The 18,269-nt window shown below is 67.6% G+C and carries 16 protein-coding genes; 4 read left to right on the top strand and 12 right to left on the bottom strand.

Features of this window, described 5'->3' with window-relative positions:
• Positions 1 to 40 precede the first annotated feature (40 nt).
• The 6 genes from ABD848_RS12035 to ABD848_RS12010 form a co-directional block, all read right to left on the bottom strand.
• Complete coding sequence (locus ABD848_RS12035) at positions 41 to 670, bottom strand: NUDIX hydrolase (protein WP_344971030.1); 630 nt, start codon at positions 668 to 670, stop codon at positions 41 to 43.
• Positions 667 to 2,322, bottom strand: coding sequence for a CTP synthase (locus ABD848_RS12030; protein ID WP_344971028.1), 1,656 nt, complete (start codon positions 2,320 to 2,322; stop codon positions 667 to 669). Before ABD848_RS12030 ends, ABD848_RS12035 begins: the two co-directional genes overlap by 4 nt.
• A gap of 575 nt (positions 2,323 to 2,897) precedes the next feature.
• Positions 2,898 to 3,893: a GNAT family N-acetyltransferase gene (locus tag ABD848_RS12025; protein WP_344971026.1), complete on the bottom strand. Its 996-nt coding sequence runs from the start codon at positions 3,891 to 3,893 to the stop codon at positions 2,898 to 2,900.
• A 311-nt stretch (positions 3,894 to 4,204) separates the two neighbouring features.
• Positions 4,205 to 4,633 carry a DUF3060 domain-containing protein gene (locus ABD848_RS12020; RefSeq protein WP_344971023.1) on the bottom strand — a complete coding sequence of 143 codons (429 nt, stop codon included), beginning with the start codon at positions 4,631 to 4,633 and terminating at the stop codon, positions 4,205 to 4,207.
• Positions 4,634 to 4,748: 115 nt separating this feature from the next.
• Complete coding sequence (gene uvrB / locus ABD848_RS12015; protein WP_344971021.1) at positions 4,749 to 6,836, bottom strand: excinuclease ABC subunit UvrB; 2,088 nt, start codon at positions 6,834 to 6,836, stop codon at positions 4,749 to 4,751.
• A 108-nt stretch (positions 6,837 to 6,944) separates the two neighbouring features.
• Positions 6,945 to 7,241 (bottom strand): hypothetical protein, encoded by a 297-nt coding sequence (locus ABD848_RS12010; protein WP_344971019.1) that lies wholly within the window; start codon positions 7,239 to 7,241, stop codon positions 6,945 to 6,947.
• On the opposite strand from ABD848_RS12010, the gene ABD848_RS25005 reads away from it, so the two are divergent.
• Entirely contained in the window at positions 7,153 to 7,404 is a 252-nt protein-coding gene (locus ABD848_RS25005) for an IS200/IS605 family transposase (protein ID WP_425567517.1), read from the top strand. The two genes, ABD848_RS12010 and ABD848_RS25005, sit on opposite strands and share 89 nt — an antisense overlap.
• Before the next feature lie 63 nt (positions 7,405 to 7,467).
• Here the strand turns inward: ABD848_RS25005 and ABD848_RS12005 are convergent, their stop codons facing one another.
• From ABD848_RS12005 to polA, 6 genes are all read right to left on the bottom strand, one after another.
• On the bottom strand, positions 7,468 to 7,719 hold the full coding sequence (locus ABD848_RS12005) for a hypothetical protein (protein ID WP_344971017.1): 252 nt from the start codon (positions 7,717 to 7,719) through the stop codon (positions 7,468 to 7,470).
• 284 nt (positions 7,720 to 8,003) lie between these two features.
• Entirely contained in the window at positions 8,004 to 8,603 is a 600-nt protein-coding gene (gene coaE, locus ABD848_RS12000) for a dephospho-CoA kinase (RefSeq protein WP_344971015.1), read from the bottom strand.
• 205 nt (positions 8,604 to 8,808) lie between these two features.
• Positions 8,809 to 9,312 (bottom strand): GNAT family N-acetyltransferase, encoded by a 504-nt coding sequence (locus ABD848_RS11995; RefSeq protein WP_344971013.1) that lies wholly within the window; start codon positions 9,310 to 9,312, stop codon positions 8,809 to 8,811.
• Between the two features lie 129 nt (positions 9,313 to 9,441).
• Positions 9,442 to 10,986 (bottom strand): 30S ribosomal protein S1, encoded by a 1,545-nt coding sequence (gene rpsA, locus ABD848_RS11990; RefSeq protein ID WP_344971011.1) that lies wholly within the window; start codon positions 10,984 to 10,986, stop codon positions 9,442 to 9,444.
• 418 nt (positions 10,987 to 11,404) lie between these two features.
• Complete coding sequence (gene arfB, locus ABD848_RS11985) at positions 11,405 to 11,842, bottom strand: alternative ribosome rescue aminoacyl-tRNA hydrolase ArfB (RefSeq protein ID WP_344971009.1); 438 nt, start codon at positions 11,840 to 11,842, stop codon at positions 11,405 to 11,407.
• 76 nt (positions 11,843 to 11,918) lie between these two features.
• The gene (gene polA, locus ABD848_RS11980; protein ID WP_344971007.1) at positions 11,919 to 14,681 is read right to left on the bottom strand and encodes a DNA polymerase I; all 2,763 of its coding nucleotides are present in this window, start codon (positions 14,679 to 14,681) and stop codon (positions 11,919 to 11,921) included.
• Between the two features lie 137 nt (positions 14,682 to 14,818).
• Here polA and ABD848_RS11975 point away from each other — a divergent pair, with 137 nt between their 5' ends.
• The 3 genes from ABD848_RS11975 to ABD848_RS11965 all read left to right on the top strand — a co-directional run bounded on the left by ABD848_RS11975 (position 14,819) and on the right by ABD848_RS11965 (position 18,230).
• A complete protein-coding gene (locus ABD848_RS11975; RefSeq protein WP_344971004.1) occupies positions 14,819 to 15,238 on the top strand; it encodes a PaaI family thioesterase in 420 nt (139 codons plus the stop codon).
• Between the two features lie 672 nt (positions 15,239 to 15,910).
• The gene (locus ABD848_RS11970; RefSeq protein ID WP_344971001.1) at positions 15,911 to 16,720 is read left to right on the top strand and encodes a DUF554 family protein; all 810 of its coding nucleotides are present in this window, start codon (positions 15,911 to 15,913) and stop codon (positions 16,718 to 16,720) included.
• Between the two features lie 253 nt (positions 16,721 to 16,973).
• Positions 16,974 to 18,230: an ABC transporter substrate-binding protein gene (locus ABD848_RS11965; RefSeq protein ID WP_344970999.1), complete on the top strand. Its 1,257-nt coding sequence runs from the start codon at positions 16,974 to 16,976 to the stop codon at positions 18,228 to 18,230.
• The last annotated feature ends 39 nt before the right edge of the window (positions 18,231 to 18,269 follow it).

Below are 18,269 nucleotides of genomic sequence, written 5' to 3'. Positions count from 1 at the left end.
CCAATGACACGGCGCCGCGGCCGAGGCTCCCGGGCTGGCCTCAGGCTGGGCGCAGCCCGGTAAATCCCTCCTGGGCGGCGACGTGGGCAGCGAGCAGTCCCATGACCGTTGCGGCGTTGTGGAGGCGCCCGGCGAAGACCGCGTTCACCGCCTCCTGTAGCGGCAGCCACACGGTGGGCATGTCAGCCTCCTCGTGGACCCGGTCGAAATCGATGTCGGCTTCGGGAACCTCGGCGAGATCACGGGCCAAGAACACGTGGATGCGCTCGGTGGAAAACCCCGCTGAGGGAAAGAAGTCGACGAGTTCGTGCCAGGTCCGCGCCGTGTAACCCGCCTCTTCGAGCAGCTCGCGCTGGGCGGTGTGCACGAGCGGCTCGGCGTCGACGTCGCGCAGCCCGGCGGGCAGCTCCCAGAGTTGGTGGCCCACGGCGTGGCGGTACTGGCGCAGCAGCAGTACCCGCTGGTCGGCGTCGAGGGCGAGGGTGGCCACCGCGCCAGGGTGGACGAGCCGGTCGCGGGCGACGACTTCGGGGCCGTCGAGCCCGGGCATGCGCACCCAGTCGGTCCGCATGCCGGCCTTACCGCCGTTGTAGCGATCGACGCTGGCCTCGACCGGCCATGTCTCGGGATAGTCGGTGACGGTCGTCGGGATCGTGGGGCGTTCGGTCACAGGTGAACTCCCGTGGTGTCGCCGGCGTGCTCCAGCGCCGCGGCGATCAGCCCCCGAAACAGCGGGTGGGCCCGAGTGGGCCGGGAACGCAGTTCGGGGTGGGCCTGGGTGCCGACGAAGAAGGGATGGTGCTCGCGGAGGAGTTCGACGTACTCGGCCAGGTGGCCATCAGGGGAACGGCCCGACAGCAGCAGACCGGCCCCTTCCAACTGCTCGCGGTAGAGGTTGTTGACCTCGTAGCGGTGCCGATGGCGCTCGGAGATCTGGTCGACCCCGTAGAGTTCCCGCACAATCGAGCCCTCGGCCAGCCTCGCCGGGTACAGCCCCAGGCGCATGGTGCCTCCCATGTCACGCTCTCCGGCGATGACGTCGGTCTGATCGGCCATCGTGGCGATCACGGGATGTTCGGCTTTGTCGTCGAACTCCGTGCTGTTGGCGCCGGCCAGGCCGAGTACGTCGCGGGCGTACTCGATGACCATGCATTGCAGGCCCAGACAGATGCCCAGCAGCGGAATCTTGTGTTCGCGGGCGTGGCGGATGGCGCCGAGCTTGCCCTCGATGCCGCGCACGCCGAAGCCGCCCGGGATGAGCACGCCGTCGACCCCGTCGAGCTCGCGGGCGGCCCCTTCTGCGCTGGCACAGTTGTCGCTGGCTACCCAGCGGATCTCTACGTGAGTGTCGAGCGCGAAGCCGCCGGCGCGCAACGCCTCGGTTACCGATAGGTAGGCGTCGGGCAGGTCGATGTATTTGCCTACGAGCGCGATCGTGACCTCGTGGTCAGGCTGGTGGACCCGGTGCAGCAACTCGTCCCACTCGGTCCAGTCGACGTCGCGGAAGGCCAGCCCGAGCCGGCGCACCACGTAGGCGTCGAGCCCTTCGCGGTGCAACACCTTGGGGATGTCGTAGATGGAAGGGGCGTCGGGCGTGGAGACCACGCCGCCCTCCTCCACGTCGCACATGAGGCTGATCTTGCTCTTCAAGCTCTGGGATATGGACCGATCAGAGCGGCAGACGATGGCGTCGGGTTGGATACCGATGCTGCGCAACGCCGTGACGGAGTGCTGGGTGGGTTTGGTTTTGAGCTCCCCGGAGGGCCCCAGATAGGGCAGCAGCGAAACGTGCAGGAAAAAGCAGCTATCGCGGCCGATCTCGTGGCGGATCTGGCGCACGGCCTCCAGGAACGGCTGGGATTCGATGTCACCGACCGTGCCCCCGATCTCGGTGATGACGATGTCGACGTCGGCCGTCTCCATGGCGTAGATGCGCGCCTTGATCTCGTTGGTGATGTGCGGAATGACCTGCACTGTGTCACCCAAGTAGGCCCCCTGACGCTCCTTGGCGATGACACTGGAGTAGACCTGGCCGGTCGTGACGTTGGCCGAGGCCGACAGTTCGGTGTCGAGGAAACGCTCGTAGTGGCCAACGTCGAGGTCGGTCTCAGCACCGTCGTCAGTGACGAAAACCTCGCCATGCTGGAACGGGTTCATGGTCCCGGGGTCGACGTTGAGATAAGGGTCAAGCTTTTGCATGGTGACCCGTAGCCCGCGCGACTTCAACAGCCGTCCGAGGCTGGAGGCGGTGAGACCTTTGCCGAGGCTGGAGGCGACGCCGCCGGTAACGAAAATATGATTGGTTCTCGCGGCGGATGCCAAAGTGATGCTCCCGTGGTCGTATGGCTATCGGCCGCGCGAAGAACGGGCGGCCGAGCGGTGTCGTTGGCGGGGCGAGGGTGCACCCTCACGACCTCGGACTCCACGGGCCATCAGGATAACAGCGTCCCTCACCTGCTTTCTTGGCGTGGAGACCTCGGTTTTCCAGCCAAGAAGAAAACGCCAGCCCCTTACTTTGCCATTAGGTGACTGGCATAATACTTTATGTGCTGACCGTGAGGACCACCGCCGGCCGCAACTCGACGCTGCCCTGGCCTAAGACAAGGCCCAAGGGAGGGGACACCGTCTCACGGAGCATGGCCGGGCTTCCTCGCCCACACGAGCCCCCAGCCACGCGACGGGCCCCGACACCACTGACGTCGAGCACGGTCACCCGGTTGTCCACCGCGGCTAGCGCGTTAGCGTAGCCGGTATTGCCGTGTTGTGGAAGTGAGGGGCGGCTCCGACGACCCCACTGCCCCGCGCCGGCGAGGTGGCAAGAGGCACACCCGGCAGCGTGCCTTGCCGCGACGGCCGCCCGCCCATCGCTGGACGCGGCAGCCAACGGAGGCCGCCGGTCACCGCAGAGCCAGCGCCGGGCGGATCTCCCAGGTAACCCATAGCGGCCGATACCCCATCCGGCTCCAAAACGGTCCCGAAACCGGGTTCATCATCGCGTAGTTGAGCAGGCACACCGAGACGTTGTGAGCGTCCATGGCATGGTGGGCTTGGCTGACCAGGGCGGTGCCGATACCACGGCCCCGTTCCTCCTCGGCCACGATGCCATAGCCGATGTAGGCGGCCGGGGAACTCTGGACCAACGGCCCGACCCAGCGAGCACGCTCGGGTGGAGACACCCAGACCAACCCGACCGGCCGCCCTCGGCGTTCGGCCAGCCAGATCCACGACGGCGGCCGGCTCAGCGCCCGTCCGACCACGCGGCGGGTCTGCTCAGCGGTTTCGGGCTGCACGAACACGCCGCCGAAGTTCTCCTCGTAGCGGTGCTCCTCCATGAGGAGACCGACCACGGCGGCCAGGTCGCTGGTGTCGGCCAGCCGAATGGTGACATCGCGCGGTGGGAGGGAGGGCGGCACGCCGCGGCGGCGTCGGCGGGCGGCGAAGACGGTGAAGGGCTGCAACCCGTGCCGCTGCAACGGGCGCACGCCGCAGACGTCCCGGGCCGGCCAGGTCAACAGCGCCGACGACTCCGCGCCCGTACCGCTGGGAAGTTCCTCAAGCTGGTCGCGCCAACTCGTCAACAGCGAGTCGAGCGCGCCCTCCGGGTCGGGGCCACCCACCAGCGGCGTCAGCCAGTGCTGGTCGGGGACGCCCCACGTGCGCCCGACTTCGCCTGGCTGGTACCACGAGTAGCGCATGGTCCCCGTGGCCACCGGCAGTCCGCCCTCGTCGCTGACCGTCAGCAGCGGGTAGGAACTCAGTTTCGGCGGCGATGGGGCGGGCAGCAACGGATCGACCTCGGCCCACCGTTTGGCGGCTGACCGAACCAACAGGTCGAACTCGGCAGTGCCGTCGGGCGGATCGTCATGCCGCACCCGTGCGACATACCCACTCATCTGTCCTCCCTGGCCGCGCATGCGCCACGCACGCGCCACGGGTCACCGACACCGCCCCGTCGCCCCCACGGGTCGACTGGGCGATTACATACCGTCGCGCAATAGCTACGAGGATGACCGTATCGAGTTAGTCGTTGAAAACGGGGCAACAATAACCAAAGTTTCTAATTTTGTTGCTCAATCGTCGTCATGCACATTCGCTAGCGGGTTTGCACGCTCGCCCGCAAACAGTAGCCCAACCGGTGATCGCGCCGGTCCGGCGGGGCGACTCCGGATCGACGCGATGAGCGACAGGCACGTGCGCCGCGCCGCTAGGGGGTGGCCTGTCCCCCTTCTTGCGTGGTGTTGTTCAGGCCCTGGAGTGTGATCTCGGGGCTTCCGGTCGCGTAGTAGATCGTGTTGCCGTTACCGGTGACGGTGATCGAATCGGCCGTTCCCACGTGGAGTTCGGCGCTGTCGGCGGCGACCTCGACGGCACCGCAGGAGCCGTTGAGGACCACTGTGGCACCCGCGGTGAGCATCTGGACGTCGAGACCCTCGCAGTCTCTGTTGACGTCGCCGCTGTCGGCGATGCGCATCGTGTTGCCGTCCGAGATCGAGACACCCTCCTCGGAGAGGGAAACTCCGCCCTCGTCACCGGAGACCGATGCCCCGTTCTCGTCGATGGTGATACTGCATCCGGCGGTCACCAAGGCGGCAGCGACCACTCCACACGCCAGGGGCAGTGCCCGGCTCCGCATAAACCGTCTCCCTTATCTCGACGCCGGCTCACAGCCGGTTTCCCTCTCCATATCAGACGCGCGGAACGTCTCGACGGTTTCTGGCGAGCCGGGCGGAGAACGAGCCGCCGGCGCTTCACGACACGCCGGCCTCGTCCATCCCACGCAGCTCGCGCTTGAGTTCCTTGATCTCGTCGCGCAGCCGCGCGGCCAACTCGAACTGTAGGTCGGTGGCCGCCTGGTGCATCTGCTCGGTGAGCTGATCGACGAGCCCGGCCAGCTCGGCCCGCGGCATCTGGGAGATGTCGGCCGAGCGCTTCGACTGGGACAGGCCGGGCACCGGCGCCGCGCTCGTGCTCTCGCCGCCGGCCAGCGCGGCGGTATCGGCGTCCTCGCGGGCCAGCGAGTCGAGGATGTCGGCGATCTTCTTGCGCAACGGCTGGGGATCAATGCCGTTGGCTTCGTTGTAGGCGAGCTGTTTGGCGCGGCGCCGGTTGGTCTCGTCGATGGCGGCGCGCATGGAGTCGGTCACCGCGTCGGCGTACATGTGGACCTGACCGGCGACGTTGCGGGCCGCACGGCCGATGGTCTGGATCAGGGAGCGTTCCGAACGCAGGAACCCCTCCTTGTCGGCGTCCAGGATCGACACCAACGACACCTCGGGGAGGTCGAGACCTTCGCGCAGCAGGTTGATCCCCACCAAGACGTCGAACTCGCCCACGCGCAGTTCGCGCAGCAGCTCCACCCGCCGCAGCGTGTCGACCTCGCTGTGCAGGTAGCGCACCCGAATATTGAGTTCGGTGAGGTAGTCGGTGAGGTCTTCGGCCATCTTCTTGGTCAGCGTGGTGACCAGCGCTCGCTCGTGGCGCTCGGCACGGCTGCGGATTTCCTCGATGAGGTCGTCGATTTGGCCCTTGGTGGGTTTGACCAGTACCTCGGGGTCGACCAGCCCGGTGGGGCGGATGACCTGCTCGACGACGTCGCCGCCGCTTTGGGCCAGCTCGTAGGGGCCGGGAGTGGCCGACAGGTAGACCGTCTGACCGATGCGTTCGGCGAACTCGTCCCACTTGAGGGGACGGTTGTCCAGCGCCGAGGGCAGCCGGAACCCGTGGTCGACGAGCGTGCGCTTGCGGGAGGCGTCACCCTCGTACATGCCGCCGATCTGGGGCACGGTCACGTGGGACTCGTCGATAACCAGCAGGAAGTCTTCGGGGAAGTAGTCGAGCAGGGTGTTGGGGGCGCTGCCGGGGGCGCGGCCGTCGAAGTGGCGGGAGTAGTTCTCGATGCCCGAACAGGAGCCGACCTGGCGCATCATCTCGATGTCGTAGGTGGTGCGCATGCGCAGCCGCTGGGCCTCCAGCAGCTTGTTCTGTGACTCCAACTCGCTGAGGCGCTCGGCCAGTTCGGCCTCGATGTCGCCGATGGCGCGCTCCAGCCGCTCGGGGCCGGCGACGTAGTGCGAGGCGGGGAAGATGTAGTACTCCTCGTCCTCGCCCAGCACCTCGCCGGTGATCGGGTGCAGCGTCATGAGGCGTTCGACCTCGTCGCCGAACATCTCGATGCGCAGCGCCAGCTCCTCGTAGACCGGGATGATCTCGACCGTGTCGCCGCGCACGCGGAAGGTGCCGCGGGTGAAGGAGATGTCGTTGCGGGTGTATTGCATCTCGACGAGCTTGCGCAGCAGCTCGTCGCGGTCGATCTGCATGCCGACCTTGATGGTGGCCATACGGTCGACGTACTCCTGGGGAGTGCCCAGGCCGTAGATGCACGACACCGAGGCGACCACGATGGTGTCGCGGCGGGTCAGCAGCGCGTTGGTCGCCGAGTGGCGCAGCCGTTCCACCTCGTCGTTGATCGAGGAGTCCTTCTCGATGAAGGTGTCGGTCTGGGGGACGTAGGCCTCGGGCTGGTAGTAGTCGTAGTAGGAGACGAAGTACTCAACGGCGTTGTTGGGCAGCATCTCCCGCAGCTCGTTGGCGAACTGGGCGGCCAGCGTCTTGTTGGGCTGCATCACCAGCATGGGGCGCTGCACCTGCTCGGCCAGCCACGCTACGGTGGCGGTCTTGCCCGTCCCCGTGGCGCCGAGCAGCACAGTGTGCTCGTCGCCGGCTTGAATCCGGCGCGCCAGCTCGGCGATAGCCGTGGGCTGGTCGCCGGCCGGTGTCATCTCCGAGACCACCTCGATGGGCGCCACCTTGCGCTGGAGATCGGTCACTGGCCGCATGTCGCCTCAACTCCCCGTTCGCCACGAGCCCTCGACATCTCCCACCGTATAGCCGAGCGACGACACTGGCGGCTCAGTCGGTGGCTCCCAGGGAAAACAGCGCGCGCTTCAGAGGTCGAACGCACAAACACCCGCTAGATCGGCGAAGCGGGCTTTGGTGTCCTTGCTGGCGACGGTACGGCCGGTCTGGACGGCGTGTGCCGCGATCACGAGGGCGTGGGCACTGCGATGTGTTCCGTTGCGACATGCGTGTGCGAGCAACAGATCGGTGTCCAGGATCAGGCGGTCGGCCTGCGCGGACGTCGCGTGCGAGCCAATCCAGTCCAACGGCCAAGCCAACCATGTCCGCCCGCCGGTGAACCTCCCGCCCAAAGTCGCGGTCTCCAAACCGGTCGACAGCCGCAACGGGGTATCCCCGCGCCGGCTGCGCCAGAAGCTTCCCGACCTTGTTCGCCACTACTGGCACGCTCAACACCTATGGTCTGAGTCCTACGTCGCCGAATCGGTGGGGGGCGCCCCGACCACGGTGTGGCCTCAATACATCGAACAGCAGCCCCGCCCGTTGTAAAGGACACCGGACCACCTAGCAGCGGTTCGGTGCTTCCTGCCCCACCCACGCGAGGACCGGGCTTCACCTCCAGCCCGAAGACCGGAGCACCCACCCGGCTTTACCGGTGGCGGTCTGGGCGATCTCCAGCTCGGCGGGGAGCAGCTCGCGCAGCGCGTACTGTAGCCTCGACGCGATCTTGATGTGCGGCCCCACCGGGGGCGGTGACACGACCAAATTCCCTTCGATGATCTCCACCCGGTATCCCTCGGGGGGATCGAGGTGATCGGCGACCGCGGCGAGATCATGCTCTGCGTGCGGAGCGGGCATCGCCATGAGATTGATCTCCTCCCCTGAACCGCTTGTGCTCGGTGTATCCGGCCAAACCTCACGCGGCGGGGAAACGGCACCGCTGCCCCAAGCGCCGCTGTCCCCACTCTCGCTTCCTGGAACTGTCAGGGGCAGGGAGGAAAAGGGTGAGGTTCTGTGGTGCGAACGGCTGGGGGCTGTGAAGTGTTCTTCGCCCGCTCGTGCCTCGATCGCTGCGCGAGCTCACCAGCCCGTGAAGGCGCCAGCGGAACGCCGCTCGCCCGCTCTCGCCCCCCTCCCAAAAACAGAACCTAGCCGCGGCGACGTTGGCGCAACTGGTGCCACACCTCGGCCACGCGGGCGTCGAGCTCCTCGGCAGAGGCGGAGTTGTCGATGACGATGTCGGCGGCAGCGCGGCGGCGTTCTCGGCTGGCCTGGGCCTTGATGCGGTCGCGGACCTGGTCCTCGGTCATGTCGCGGTTGGCGACTACGCGGGCGATCTGGGTCTCTTCCGGGACGTCGACCACGATGACGCAGTCGTAGAGCTTGCCCATCCCGTTCTCGACGAGCAGCGGCACGTCGTAGACGACGATCGCGTCGGCCGGGGCGGCGGCGATCAGCTCCTCGGTGCGCTTGCCCACCCGCGGGTGCACGATGGCGTTGAGCCGGGCGAGCTTGGCCTGGTCGGCGAAGACGATCTCGCCAAGCCGGGGGCGGTCCAGCCGTCCCTCGGGGGTGAGGATGTCCTGGCCGAACTCGGCGACGATCTCGTCTAGGCCGCTCGTTCCCGGTTCCACAACCTCGCGGGCGATCTGGTCGGCGTCGACGACGACCGCGCCGTAGTCGGCCAGCCGTCGCGCCACCTCACTCTTGCCCGCACCGATTCCTCCGGTGAGTCCCACACGCAGCATGGCCACGAGCCTATCGGGGGTCAGGGCCGAGCGGGACCCGTCCGGTCCCCCGGGCGTGCACCACGCTAGGTTCTGTTTTTGGGCAAGGGCGGCCAAGAGGTGCGGTGGGCGCGCAGGGGTGAGCGCCTCCAGGGGCTGGTGAGATCGCGCAGCGATCGAGGCACGAGCCGACGACGAACACCCCCCACCGTTCGCACAACAGAACCTAAGCGGGCGCGGCGACGGGTTTGCTCAGGTTCACGAGGGTGAGATGGTCGGAGACGCGCTGCCGGCCGCTTTCGGTGTAGCCCAGTGACCGGCACAGGCGCAAAGAGGTGTCGCTACAGTGGCCCGTGGACAGCGCATAGCCCTCAATGTGGGGGTAGGCCTCCAGCGCCCGTTCCTCAATGGCCGACAGCAGTGCGCGGCCGATACCGCGGCGCCGCTGGTCGGGGGCGACGGCGAGCCGGCTGATCAGGTAACGGGAGTGGGCCGGCCGTCCCCGGACAGTGCCCACCACGCGCGGGCCGACCATCGCCTTGAGCAACAGCAGGTCGTCAGCGAGGAGCGCGCGGATCTGCTGCGGCGTCTCGGTCAGTGGGGCGAGGTAGGGATCGCCGTAGGTTTGGGCCTCGTCGACGTGCGCGGCCCGCTGTAGCGCCCAAATCTCCCCCACGTCCTCGCTGGCCGCCGTGGCGATGAGCAGGTCGGCGGGTGTGGCGACGGACATGGCGGGCTCCCGACGGGAGAGGCGAGACAACGAACGCGCCTTACCCTAGCGAAGGGTCGCCTTCCCGGTGGAAGGCGACCCGCCGCTCATGCGTGTTGTGGCGTCGCGCTGGGGCGATCGCGGCTCGGCTTAGCCCTCGCCGCCGGCCAGCTTCTCGCGCAGCGCTGCCAGCGCCTCGTCGGAGGCGAGAGCCCCACCGGAGGTAGCGCCGTTGTTGTTGGCGGAGGCGTTGCTGCTGGGGGCTCCGCCGCTGGCGGGAGCCTCGGCGGGCTGCTCGTAGGACTCGGTGTCAGCCTCGGCGTCCTCGGTGTTGCCCCCACCACTGTTCTCGGCCTCGGCAGCCGCGGCGGCCTGGGATTCCTCGACCTGCTTGCGGTGCGCCTCGAAGCGTTCCTGCGCCAGCGCGTACTCGCGCTCCCACTCGTCGCGCTGGGCCTCGTACCCTTCGAGCCACTCGCCGCTTTCGGGGTCGAAGCCCTCGGGGTACTTGTAGTTGCCCTGCTCGTCGTACTCGGCGGTCATGCCGTACAGGGTGGGATCGAAGTCGATCTGGTCGGGCGAGACGCTCTCGTTGGCCTGCTTGAGCGAGAGGCTGATGCGCCGGCGGTCGAGATCGATGTCGATGATCTTGACGAAGATCTCGGTTCCGACCTGGACGACCTGCTCGGGGATCTCAACGTGCCGCTCGGCCAACTCCGAGATGTGGACCAGACCCTCGATGCCCTCCTCGACGCGGACGAACGCGCCGAAGGGCACCAGCTTGGTGACCTTGCCGGGCACGACCTGGCCGATCTGGTGAGTGCGGGCGAACTGCTGCCAGGGGTCTTCCTGGGTGGCCTTCAGCGACAGGGAGACGCGCTCGCGCTCCATGTCGACGTCGAGCACCTCGACGGTGACTTCCTGGCCCACCTCGACGACCTCGCTGGGGTGGTCGATGTGCTTCCAGGACAGCTCGGAGACGTGCACGAGACCGTCAACGCCGCCCAGGTCAACGAAAGCACCGAAGTTGACTATGGACGAGACGACACCCTTGCGGATCTGGCCCTTTTGCAGGGTGTTGAGGAAGGTCTGGCGGACCTCGGACTGGGTCTGCTCCAGCCAGGCGCGACGCGACAGCACCACGTTGTTGCGGTTCTTGTCGAGCTCGATGATCTTGGCTTCGAGCTCGCGACCGACGTAGGGCTGTAGGTCGCGCACGCGGCGCATCTCGACCAGGGACGCCGGGAGGAAGCCGCGCAGGCCGATGTCGAGGATCAGACCGCCCTTGACGACCTCGATCACGGTGCCGGTGACGACGCCGTCCTCTTCCTTGATCTTCTCGATCGTGCCCCAGGCGCGCTCGTACTGGGCGCGCTTCTTGGAGAGGATGAGACGGCCTTCCTTGTCCTCCTTCTGGAGCACAAGGGCTTCGACGTGATCGCCGACGGCCACGACCTCGCCAGGGTCGACATCATGCTTGATCGACAGTTCCCGCGAGGGGATGACGCCCTCGGTCTTATAGCCGATGTCGAGCAAGACCTCGTCTCGATCGACCTTCACGATGGTGCCCTCGACAATGTCACCGTCGTTGAAGTACTTGATGGTCTCGTCGATCGCTGCGAGGAAGGCTTCCTCGGAACCGATGTCGTCGACCGCTACCTTCGGTGTCGAGGTGGCCTCGGTGCTGCTCGTCATGTGTGGGTGGACTCCGGATACGGACAATGGCTGAAATTAGGTACGCCGTGAATCCGCCCCGGCCGACCGGCGATCCACATTGAGATCACGGTTTTTCGACGAAGGAACACTGCCTTCCTCCTGCCGAGAACCAGCCGGCCACAGCGCCACCTCTACCACCGCAGGCTCCGTGGGTGTGGGTGCCGCTGAGCAGGACCAGCCACATCCAGTAAGAGAACTTCGAGGTCGAGTATGCGCACGCGAATCCACAACGCTCCGGCCAGAATATGAGACACGGGCGGCTTGGTCAATCGCCAACACAGCCACCAAACGAGGTTATGTCGTTTTCGTCACTTTTTTCGACTACCCTCTGTTCTCCTCTGCCGCGAGAAGCGCACCGTAATGTAACCATCACGAACCGAATGGACAGACTCGGCCGCTACTCTTCGCAACGGCGGGAACGGCCGCGACCGCGCTTAACCTCGGCGCGTCGCTGCTTGGCGTGCAGCCGGCGCTCCTTGGCGGCGCGCGAGGGGCGCGTAGCGCGTCGGGGGCGCGGCGGTGGAGCCGCTGCCTCCGTGAGCAGCGCGAGAAGCCGCTCGCGCGCGATGTCGCGGTTACGGGCCTGCGAGCGGGAGTCGGCGACCTCGACGGTCAGCACCCCATCGGTGAGCCGGTGCCCGAGCCGCCGCAGCGCCCGGGGGCGCGACTCGGCGGTGAGCATCGTGGTGCGGGTCAGGTCGAGCGAGAGCGAAACCTTGGTGTCAGCGGTGTTGGCGTGCTGGCCGCCCGGCCCGCCCGAGCGGGAGAAGCGCCAGCGCAACTCTTCCTCAGGCACCTGCCAACGCGGCTGCTGGGGTGGCCGCTTGGCCGCCATCTCCTCTCCTTCCGGGGGGTACGCGGTTACTCGTGGGCATCTGGGCACTGTTGGGTGCCGACACGTTGCCGGTTCGTCAGTGCGCCGCCTCGTGCCAGTTGTGGCCCGCTCCCACCGATACCGCCAGCGGAACCCGCAGCTCGTAGGCGCCGGCCATCTTGGTGCGGACGAGTTCGCGCACGTCCTCGATCTCCTCGCCGGTGACCTCCATGACGAGTTCGTCGTGGACCTGGAGCAGCATGCGCGAGGTGAAGCCACCCTCGCGCAAGGCGGCGTCGACATCGAGCATAGCGGCCTTGATGATGTCGGCCGCCGAGCCCTGGATGGGAGCGTTGAGAGCCATGCGCTCGGCGAGCTCGCGCTGGTGGCGATTGTCGCTGGTGAGGTCGGGCAGGTAGCGGCGCCGACCCAGCATCGTCTCGGTGTAGCCTTCGCGGCGCGCACGCTCCACCACCTCGTGCAGGTAGTCGCGGACCCGGCCGAACTGGGCGAAGTAGTCGTCCATGAGGCCGCGGGCCTCCTCAGGCGTGACGCCAAGCTGCTGGGAGAGGCCAAAGGCGCTGAGACCGTAGGCCAACCCGTAGTTCATGGCCTTGATCTTGGCGCGGACCTGCGCATCGACCTCTTCGGCGGCGATCTTGAAAACCCGTGCGGCGATCTCGGCGTGGAAGTCGTGGCCGGTCTGGAAGGCGTCGATCAGCGCGGGGTCCTCGGAGAGGTGGGCCATGATGCGCAGCTCGATCTGGCTGTAGTCGGCGGTGAGCAGGGTGTCGAACCCTTCCCCCACCACGAATGCGCGCCGGATACGCCGCCCGGCGTCAGTGCGCACGGGGATGTTTTGCAGGTTCGGGTCGGCCGAGCTGAGCCGCCCCGTGGCGGCGACGATCTGGTTGAAGGTGGTGTGAATCCGCCCGTCGTCGGCGATGGTCTTGATCAGCCCCTCGACGGTGGTGCGCAGCTTGGTCTGGTCGCGGTGGCGCAGCAGGATGACGGGGAGCTGGTTGTCGGTCTGGGTGGCCAGCCACGCCAGCGCGTCGGCGTTGGTGGTGTAGCCGGTCTTGATGCGTTTGGTTTTGGGCAGCCCCAACTCGGTGAAGAGCACCTGCTGCAACTGCTTGGGCGAGCCCAGGTTGAACTCTCGGCCCAGGTAGCGGTGGGCCTCGTCGACGGCCTGGCGCACGGCTGCGGCGAACTCCTCCTCCAGAGCGTCAAGGTAGGCGCGGTCAGCCGCGATTCCGACGCGCTCCATGCCGGCCAGTACCCGCATCAGCGGCAGTTCCAGCTCGTGCAACAGTCGGGTGCCGCCGCGACGCTCCAGTTCAGCGTCGAGCGCGTCGGCCAGATCGAGGGTGGCGCGGGCGCGTAGGGCGAGGTCTTGGCGGGCGGCTTGCTCGCCGTCGCCCTCACCGGCCAGATCGAGGGTGAGTTGCCCACTGTCACCCTGTTCGTCGCCGAGTTCGCGGTTGAGATAGCGCAGGCACAGCTCGGCGAGGTCGAATCCGCGCTGTCCGGGAGCGACGAGGTAGGCGGCCAGGGCGGTGTCGCTGGTAAGACCGGCCAGCTCCCAGCCGCGGGCGGCTATGGCCAGCATGGGGCCCTTGGCGTCGTGGAGCGCCTTGGGCCGCTGGGGGTCGGCCAACCAGGCGAGGAGGGCGGCCTCGTCGGCGGCGTCGAGGGTGGTGGGATCGATGTGGGCTGCGGGGCCACCCGCCATCGCGATGGCCAGGCCGGTCAACTCCCCCGTACCGCCTCCCCAGCTTCCGTTGCAGGCGAGGCCGGCGCGGGCCGCGCCGGTGGCGTGGGCGGCGAGCCAGCCCGCGACCTCGCCGGTGCCCAGGGCGCTCAGCTCGACAGTGAAGCCCTCGCCCAGTTCGGCGCCGGCGGCGTCCTCCTCGCCGAGCACGGCGAACAGCCGGTCGCGCAGGGTGGAGGCGAACTCCAAGGTGTCGAACAGGGAGTTCACGCCGGCCCGGTCCCAGGAGTGGCCTTTGAGATCGTCAAGGCCGGCCCCCACCTCGACGTCGGTTGCGAGAACGTTGAGGCGTTGGTTGCGCAACACGCCGTCGAGGTGGTCGCGGAAGCTCTGCCCAGCCTTGCCGGTGACGTCGTCGGCGTGGGTGACCAGCTCGTCCAGGGAGCCGTACTTGGCGATCCACTTAGCGGCGGTCTTAGGACCCACGCCGGGTACGCCGGGCAGGTTGTCGGAGGGCTCCCCGACCAGTGCGGCCAAGTCGCGGTAGAGCTGCGGCGGCACCCCGTACTTGTCCTGGACCACCTCGGGAGTCATGCGGGCCAAATCCGAGGGGGTCTTACCGGGGTACAAGACGGTGCAGCGGTGGTTGATGAGTTGGAAGGCGTCGCGGTCGCCGGAGGCGATGAGGATCTCCATGTCGCGCGTGCCCGCCTGGGTGGCCAAAGTCGCGATGATGTCGTCGGCCTCGAAGCCGGCCACGGAGATGCTGGCGATGCCGAGCAGGCCGAGCAGCTCCTGGAGCAGGCTCACCTGGCTGGGAAACTGCGGCGGGATCTCGGCGCGGCCGGCCTTGTAATCGTCGTAGACCTTGTGGCGGAACGTGGGTTCGGAGCGGTCCCAGGCGACGGCGATGTGGGTGGGTTCCTCCTCCCGCAGCAGCTTGACGAGCATCGACGTGAAGCCGTAGACGGCGTTGGTGGACTGGCCGGTGCTCGTCGTGAACTTGTCGACGGGAAGCGCGTAGAACGCGCGAAAGGCCATGGAGTGGCCGTCGATCAGCAGCAGCCGCTGCCGAGGGGCCGATCCTCCGGCGGGGCCGGACGGGGCGGAACGTGTCTGCTCGGGGGTCGCCTGTGTCTTCACCACACAAGGAATCCTAGGATGCGGTGCGGACTTTTCGCTGAAGATAACCCCCTCGGTTCACGGTCGGGGCGGCCCCGGAATCGCACCGGCTGGCCGCCGCGGCTCGGCGCGCCGGAGCGGCACAGGAAGGGAAGCAGGCCATGGGAACCGACATCCAGGACCTCGACGGGGCTGAAGACATCACGGGGCACAGCGGTGCCCTGACACGCAAGATGGGAGTAGAGGTTCTGGAGGCCTCCGCCGAGCGGGTGGTGGGCCGCATGCCGGTCGCCGACAACACCCAGCCCTACGGCCTGCTGCACGGGGGTGCTTCGTGCGTACTGGCTGAGACGCTGGGCTCGATCGGCGCGGCGCTGTACGCCGGTGAGGGGCGCATCGCCGTGGGGATCGAGATCAACGCGACCCACCACCGCAGCGCGACCGAGGGGATGGTCACGGGGGTCGCGACGCCCGTGCACCAGGGCAGCACACTGAACACGTGGGAAATCGAGATCACCAACGACAGCGGACGTCGAGTGTGCACCGCCCGGCTGACCTGCATGCTGCGCTCCGCCGGCTAGCTGGGTGGCGCCCGGTTGGCAGCCGGGCGCCGCTTGTGCGGGGGTGTTTCTATGGGGTGATCAAGCGGGGTGAGAGCGGGTGGTGGTGTTCGGCTCGTGTCTCGATCACTCCACGATCTCAGCACCCCACAGAGCGGGCCACGCCTAGCGAACTTGCTGTTCGCTCGTGCCTCGATCGCTGCGCGATCTCGGCAGCCTAACGGGGGGCGGTGGTTGAGGCGCCAGGAAACGAGGCGCGTGGCCACAGGAGTGAAGGAACATCGCTCTCCCCCAAGACCTCGCCCTACCCCGGGGCCTCGCCCTAGCTCCGTTGCTCTGGCTCGGGGGCGTCGCTGTAGCGGGGGGTATAGCGATGGGCGGCGATCTCTCCGGGACGGTGGTGGGGTGTGGCACCCGCCCTCGGGCGCGGCTCCGCTTGCCGACGGGTGGTGAGCTTTCGGGGCCGGGCGGCAGGGGCGCGTCCGTCCCAGGGGCGGTCACTTGCTGGCAGGTGAGGCCCCAGAGGGGTGGCCACGACACCCGCCCCAGCCCACCCTGGGCTGTCGAGATCGCACAGCGATCAAGGCACGAGCGGCGGGAAACACCACACGTCCTTCTCACCTCAAACCCACGCCGCGCCGCGGCCCCCGCGGAGGTGAGGCGGTGCTTGCAGCAGATGACGGGAGAGACACCATGCCTGGAGCCGGGACCCTGCTCAACGCCGTGGCGATCGTGCTCGGAGCCACGGTGGGGCTGGTGTTGGGCAACCGGCTGCCTGAGCACACCCGCGGTGTCGTCACCGACGCTTTAGGGCTGTTGGTGTTACTCATCGCGGCGACGAACGCCGCCAGCGTCGTCGACCCCGCGCTGACCGCGCGGGTGGGGTCGACCGCGCCCATGCTCATCGTGCTGGGGGCACTGCTCATCGGTGGGATCGCCGGTTCCCTGCTGCGCGTGGAGGAACGACTGGAGCGACTGGGGGTGCTGCTGCGGCGTGCGCTCGTTGGGCGCCGCTCCGCAGCGGCGCAGGAGCCGGTGGTGGAGCCGGACGGCCCCGCTGAGGGTCCGGGGGCGGCGCGCCGCCCCGCCAGCGGCACCGAGCGCTTCGTGGCGGGGTTCGTCAGCTCCTCGCTGGTTTTCGTCGTGGGCCCCCTGGCGATCCTTGGCGCGCTCAGTGACGGCCTGGGCCATGGCATTGAACAGCTCGCCCTCAAGTCGGCCCTGGACGGGGTCGCGGCTGTGGCCTTCGCCGCCGCGCTGGGTGCCGGGGTGCTGCTGTCGACGGTTGCCGTCGTGGTCTACCAGGGGGCTTTCACGCTGCTGGGGGTCGCGTTGGGCAACGTCTTACCTGAGGCTCATATTGCGGCGCTGACCGCAACCGGGGGGTTGTTGCTGGCCGGTACGGGGCTGCGGCTGCTGCGGCTGCGCTCCATACCGGTGGCTGACATGCTGCCCGCGCTGTTGGTGGCTCCGGTGCTGACGGCCGTGGTGGCGGCGGTGTGAGGCGGGCCGGCCGCGGCCACGGCGGGCGGGGCACCGTGCAGCACTGTAAAAACGTGAGGCTCGCCATGAAACATGACTACGGGAAAATAACAGCATGACGGAGAGTTGGCAGCGACATATACGGCGAGGTTCCTGTAAGGGATTTTCTGTGCTTAAGCTCCGCTAACGCCCTTAGTTGCGTCAATGACAGTCAAAACGCGACCAAGGGGCGGGTGTGATACGCGACTCGCGCACGTTGAACGGAGAGAGCCGGATGCCAAGGAACAAGGCCCTCAGCCTCACGGCGGTAGCCGCGGCCATGGCCCTAGGACTGACCGCCTGCGGCGGCGGAGGAACCGAAAGTTCTGGAGAGGGCGAGAGTTCGGGCAGCGAGGCGGAACCGCTACAGCTCGGTTACGTCTTTCCCGAGACAGGTGACCTGTCCTTCCTCGGCCCTCCCCAAATCGAGGCCGCCGGGATGGCAATGCAGGAGATCAACGACGCTGGCGGGGTGCTCGACCAGGAGCTTCCCGAGATCCTCAGCGGCGACGAGGCCAACGATGCCGCGCAGGCCAACGAAGCGGCCAGCCGCCTGCTCGACCAGGACGTCGACGCCATCATGGGCGCTGCCGCCTCTGGTATGACGATGGCCATCATCGATAAGGTCACGGGCGCGGAAGTGGTCCAGTGCTCCGGGTCCAATACGGCGCCGCCCCTGAGCGACTATGACGACGGCGGCTACTACTTCCGGACCGCCCCCAGCGACGCCCTGCAAGGCCCGATCCTGGCCGACACCATCTTGGGCGACGGTCACCAGAGCGTGGCCATCACCTACCGGGCCGATGACTACGGTGAGGGGCTGGCCAACTCGGCCGCCGACGCGCTGGAGCAGGCCGGGGCGCAGGTGACGTTGCAGGAGGGATACGACCCCAAGGCGTCCAACTTCGACTCGGTCGTCAATGCGATCGCCAACTCCGACGCCGAGGCCGTGCTGATGGTCTCCTTCGAGGAGGGCGTCCAGATCATCCAGGGGCTGCTGGAAGCCGGAATCGCAGCCGACCAGATGTACAGCGCCGACGGTCTCAACGACGAAACGCTGGCGGAGAAGGTTGACGAGGCGAACCCCAGCGCCATCTCCGGGTTCAAGGGGACCGCTCCGAACGTGGACAACGCCGAGTTCACCGAGCGCTTGCAGGAGTTCGCCCCAGATCTGGAGGTCTTCCAGTTCGGCCCGCAGGTCTATGACTGCGTCATGCTGACGGCGCTGGCCGCCGAGCAGGCGGGCAGCACCGACCCGGCAGAGTTCGCCGACGACATGGTCAGTGTCTCCAAGGAAGGCGAGCAGTGCAGCGGCTTCGCCGAGTGCCGCGACCTCATCGCCGAGGGCACCGACATCGACTACGAGGGGGCCAGCGGCTCCATCGACTTCGACGACAACGGTGACGTCACCTCGACGTCGATCATGGTCTACGGCTTCAACTCCGACGGTGAGCACGAGGCGCTCGACTACGTCGATACCGGCACAGAGTGACCGCCGGCTAGCCGGTTGCTCTCACCACGCGGGGCCCGC

It is taken from the genome of Salinactinospora qingdaonensis (genome assembly GCF_039539445.1).
GTDB lineage: Bacteria > Actinomycetota > Actinomycetes > Streptosporangiales > Streptosporangiaceae > Salinactinospora > Salinactinospora qingdaonensis.
Note: the sequence above shows the minus strand (reverse complement) of the source record. Positions and strands in the feature narration are given on the sequence as shown.

Coding starts and splice junctions, on each gene's coding strand:
- ABD848_RS12025 (WP_344971026.1), bottom strand. CDS start 3,893: ATGAGTGGGTATGTCGCACGGGTGCGGCATGACGATCCGCCCGACGGC.
- ABD848_RS12020 (WP_344971023.1), bottom strand. CDS start 4,633: ATGCGGAGCCGGGCACTGCCCCTGGCGTGTGGAGTGGTCGCTGCCGCC.
- uvrB (WP_344971021.1), bottom strand. CDS start 6,836: ATGCGGCCAGTGACCGATCTCCAGCGCAAGGTGGCGCCCATCGAGGTG.
- ABD848_RS12005 (WP_344971017.1), bottom strand. CDS start 7,719: ATGGCGATGCCCGCTCCGCACGCAGAGCATGATCTCGCCGCGGTCGCC.
- coaE (WP_344971015.1), bottom strand. CDS start 8,603: ATGCTGCGTGTGGGACTCACCGGAGGAATCGGTGCGGGCAAGAGTGAG.
- ABD848_RS11995 (WP_344971013.1), bottom strand. CDS start 9,312: ATGTCCGTCGCCACACCCGCCGACCTGCTCATCGCCACGGCGGCCAGC.
- rpsA (WP_344971011.1), bottom strand. CDS start 10,986: ATGACGAGCAGCACCGAGGCCACCTCGACACCGAAGGTAGCGGTCGAC.
- arfB (WP_344971009.1), bottom strand. CDS start 11,842: ATGGCGGCCAAGCGGCCACCCCAGCAGCCGCGTTGGCAGGTGCCTGAG.
- ABD848_RS11975 (WP_344971004.1), top strand. CDS start 14,819: ATGGGAACCGACATCCAGGACCTCGACGGGGCTGAAGACATCACGGGG.
- ABD848_RS11970 (WP_344971001.1), top strand. CDS start 15,911: ATGCCTGGAGCCGGGACCCTGCTCAACGCCGTGGCGATCGTGCTCGGA.
- ABD848_RS11965 (WP_344970999.1), top strand. CDS start 16,974: ATGCCAAGGAACAAGGCCCTCAGCCTCACGGCGGTAGCCGCGGCCATG.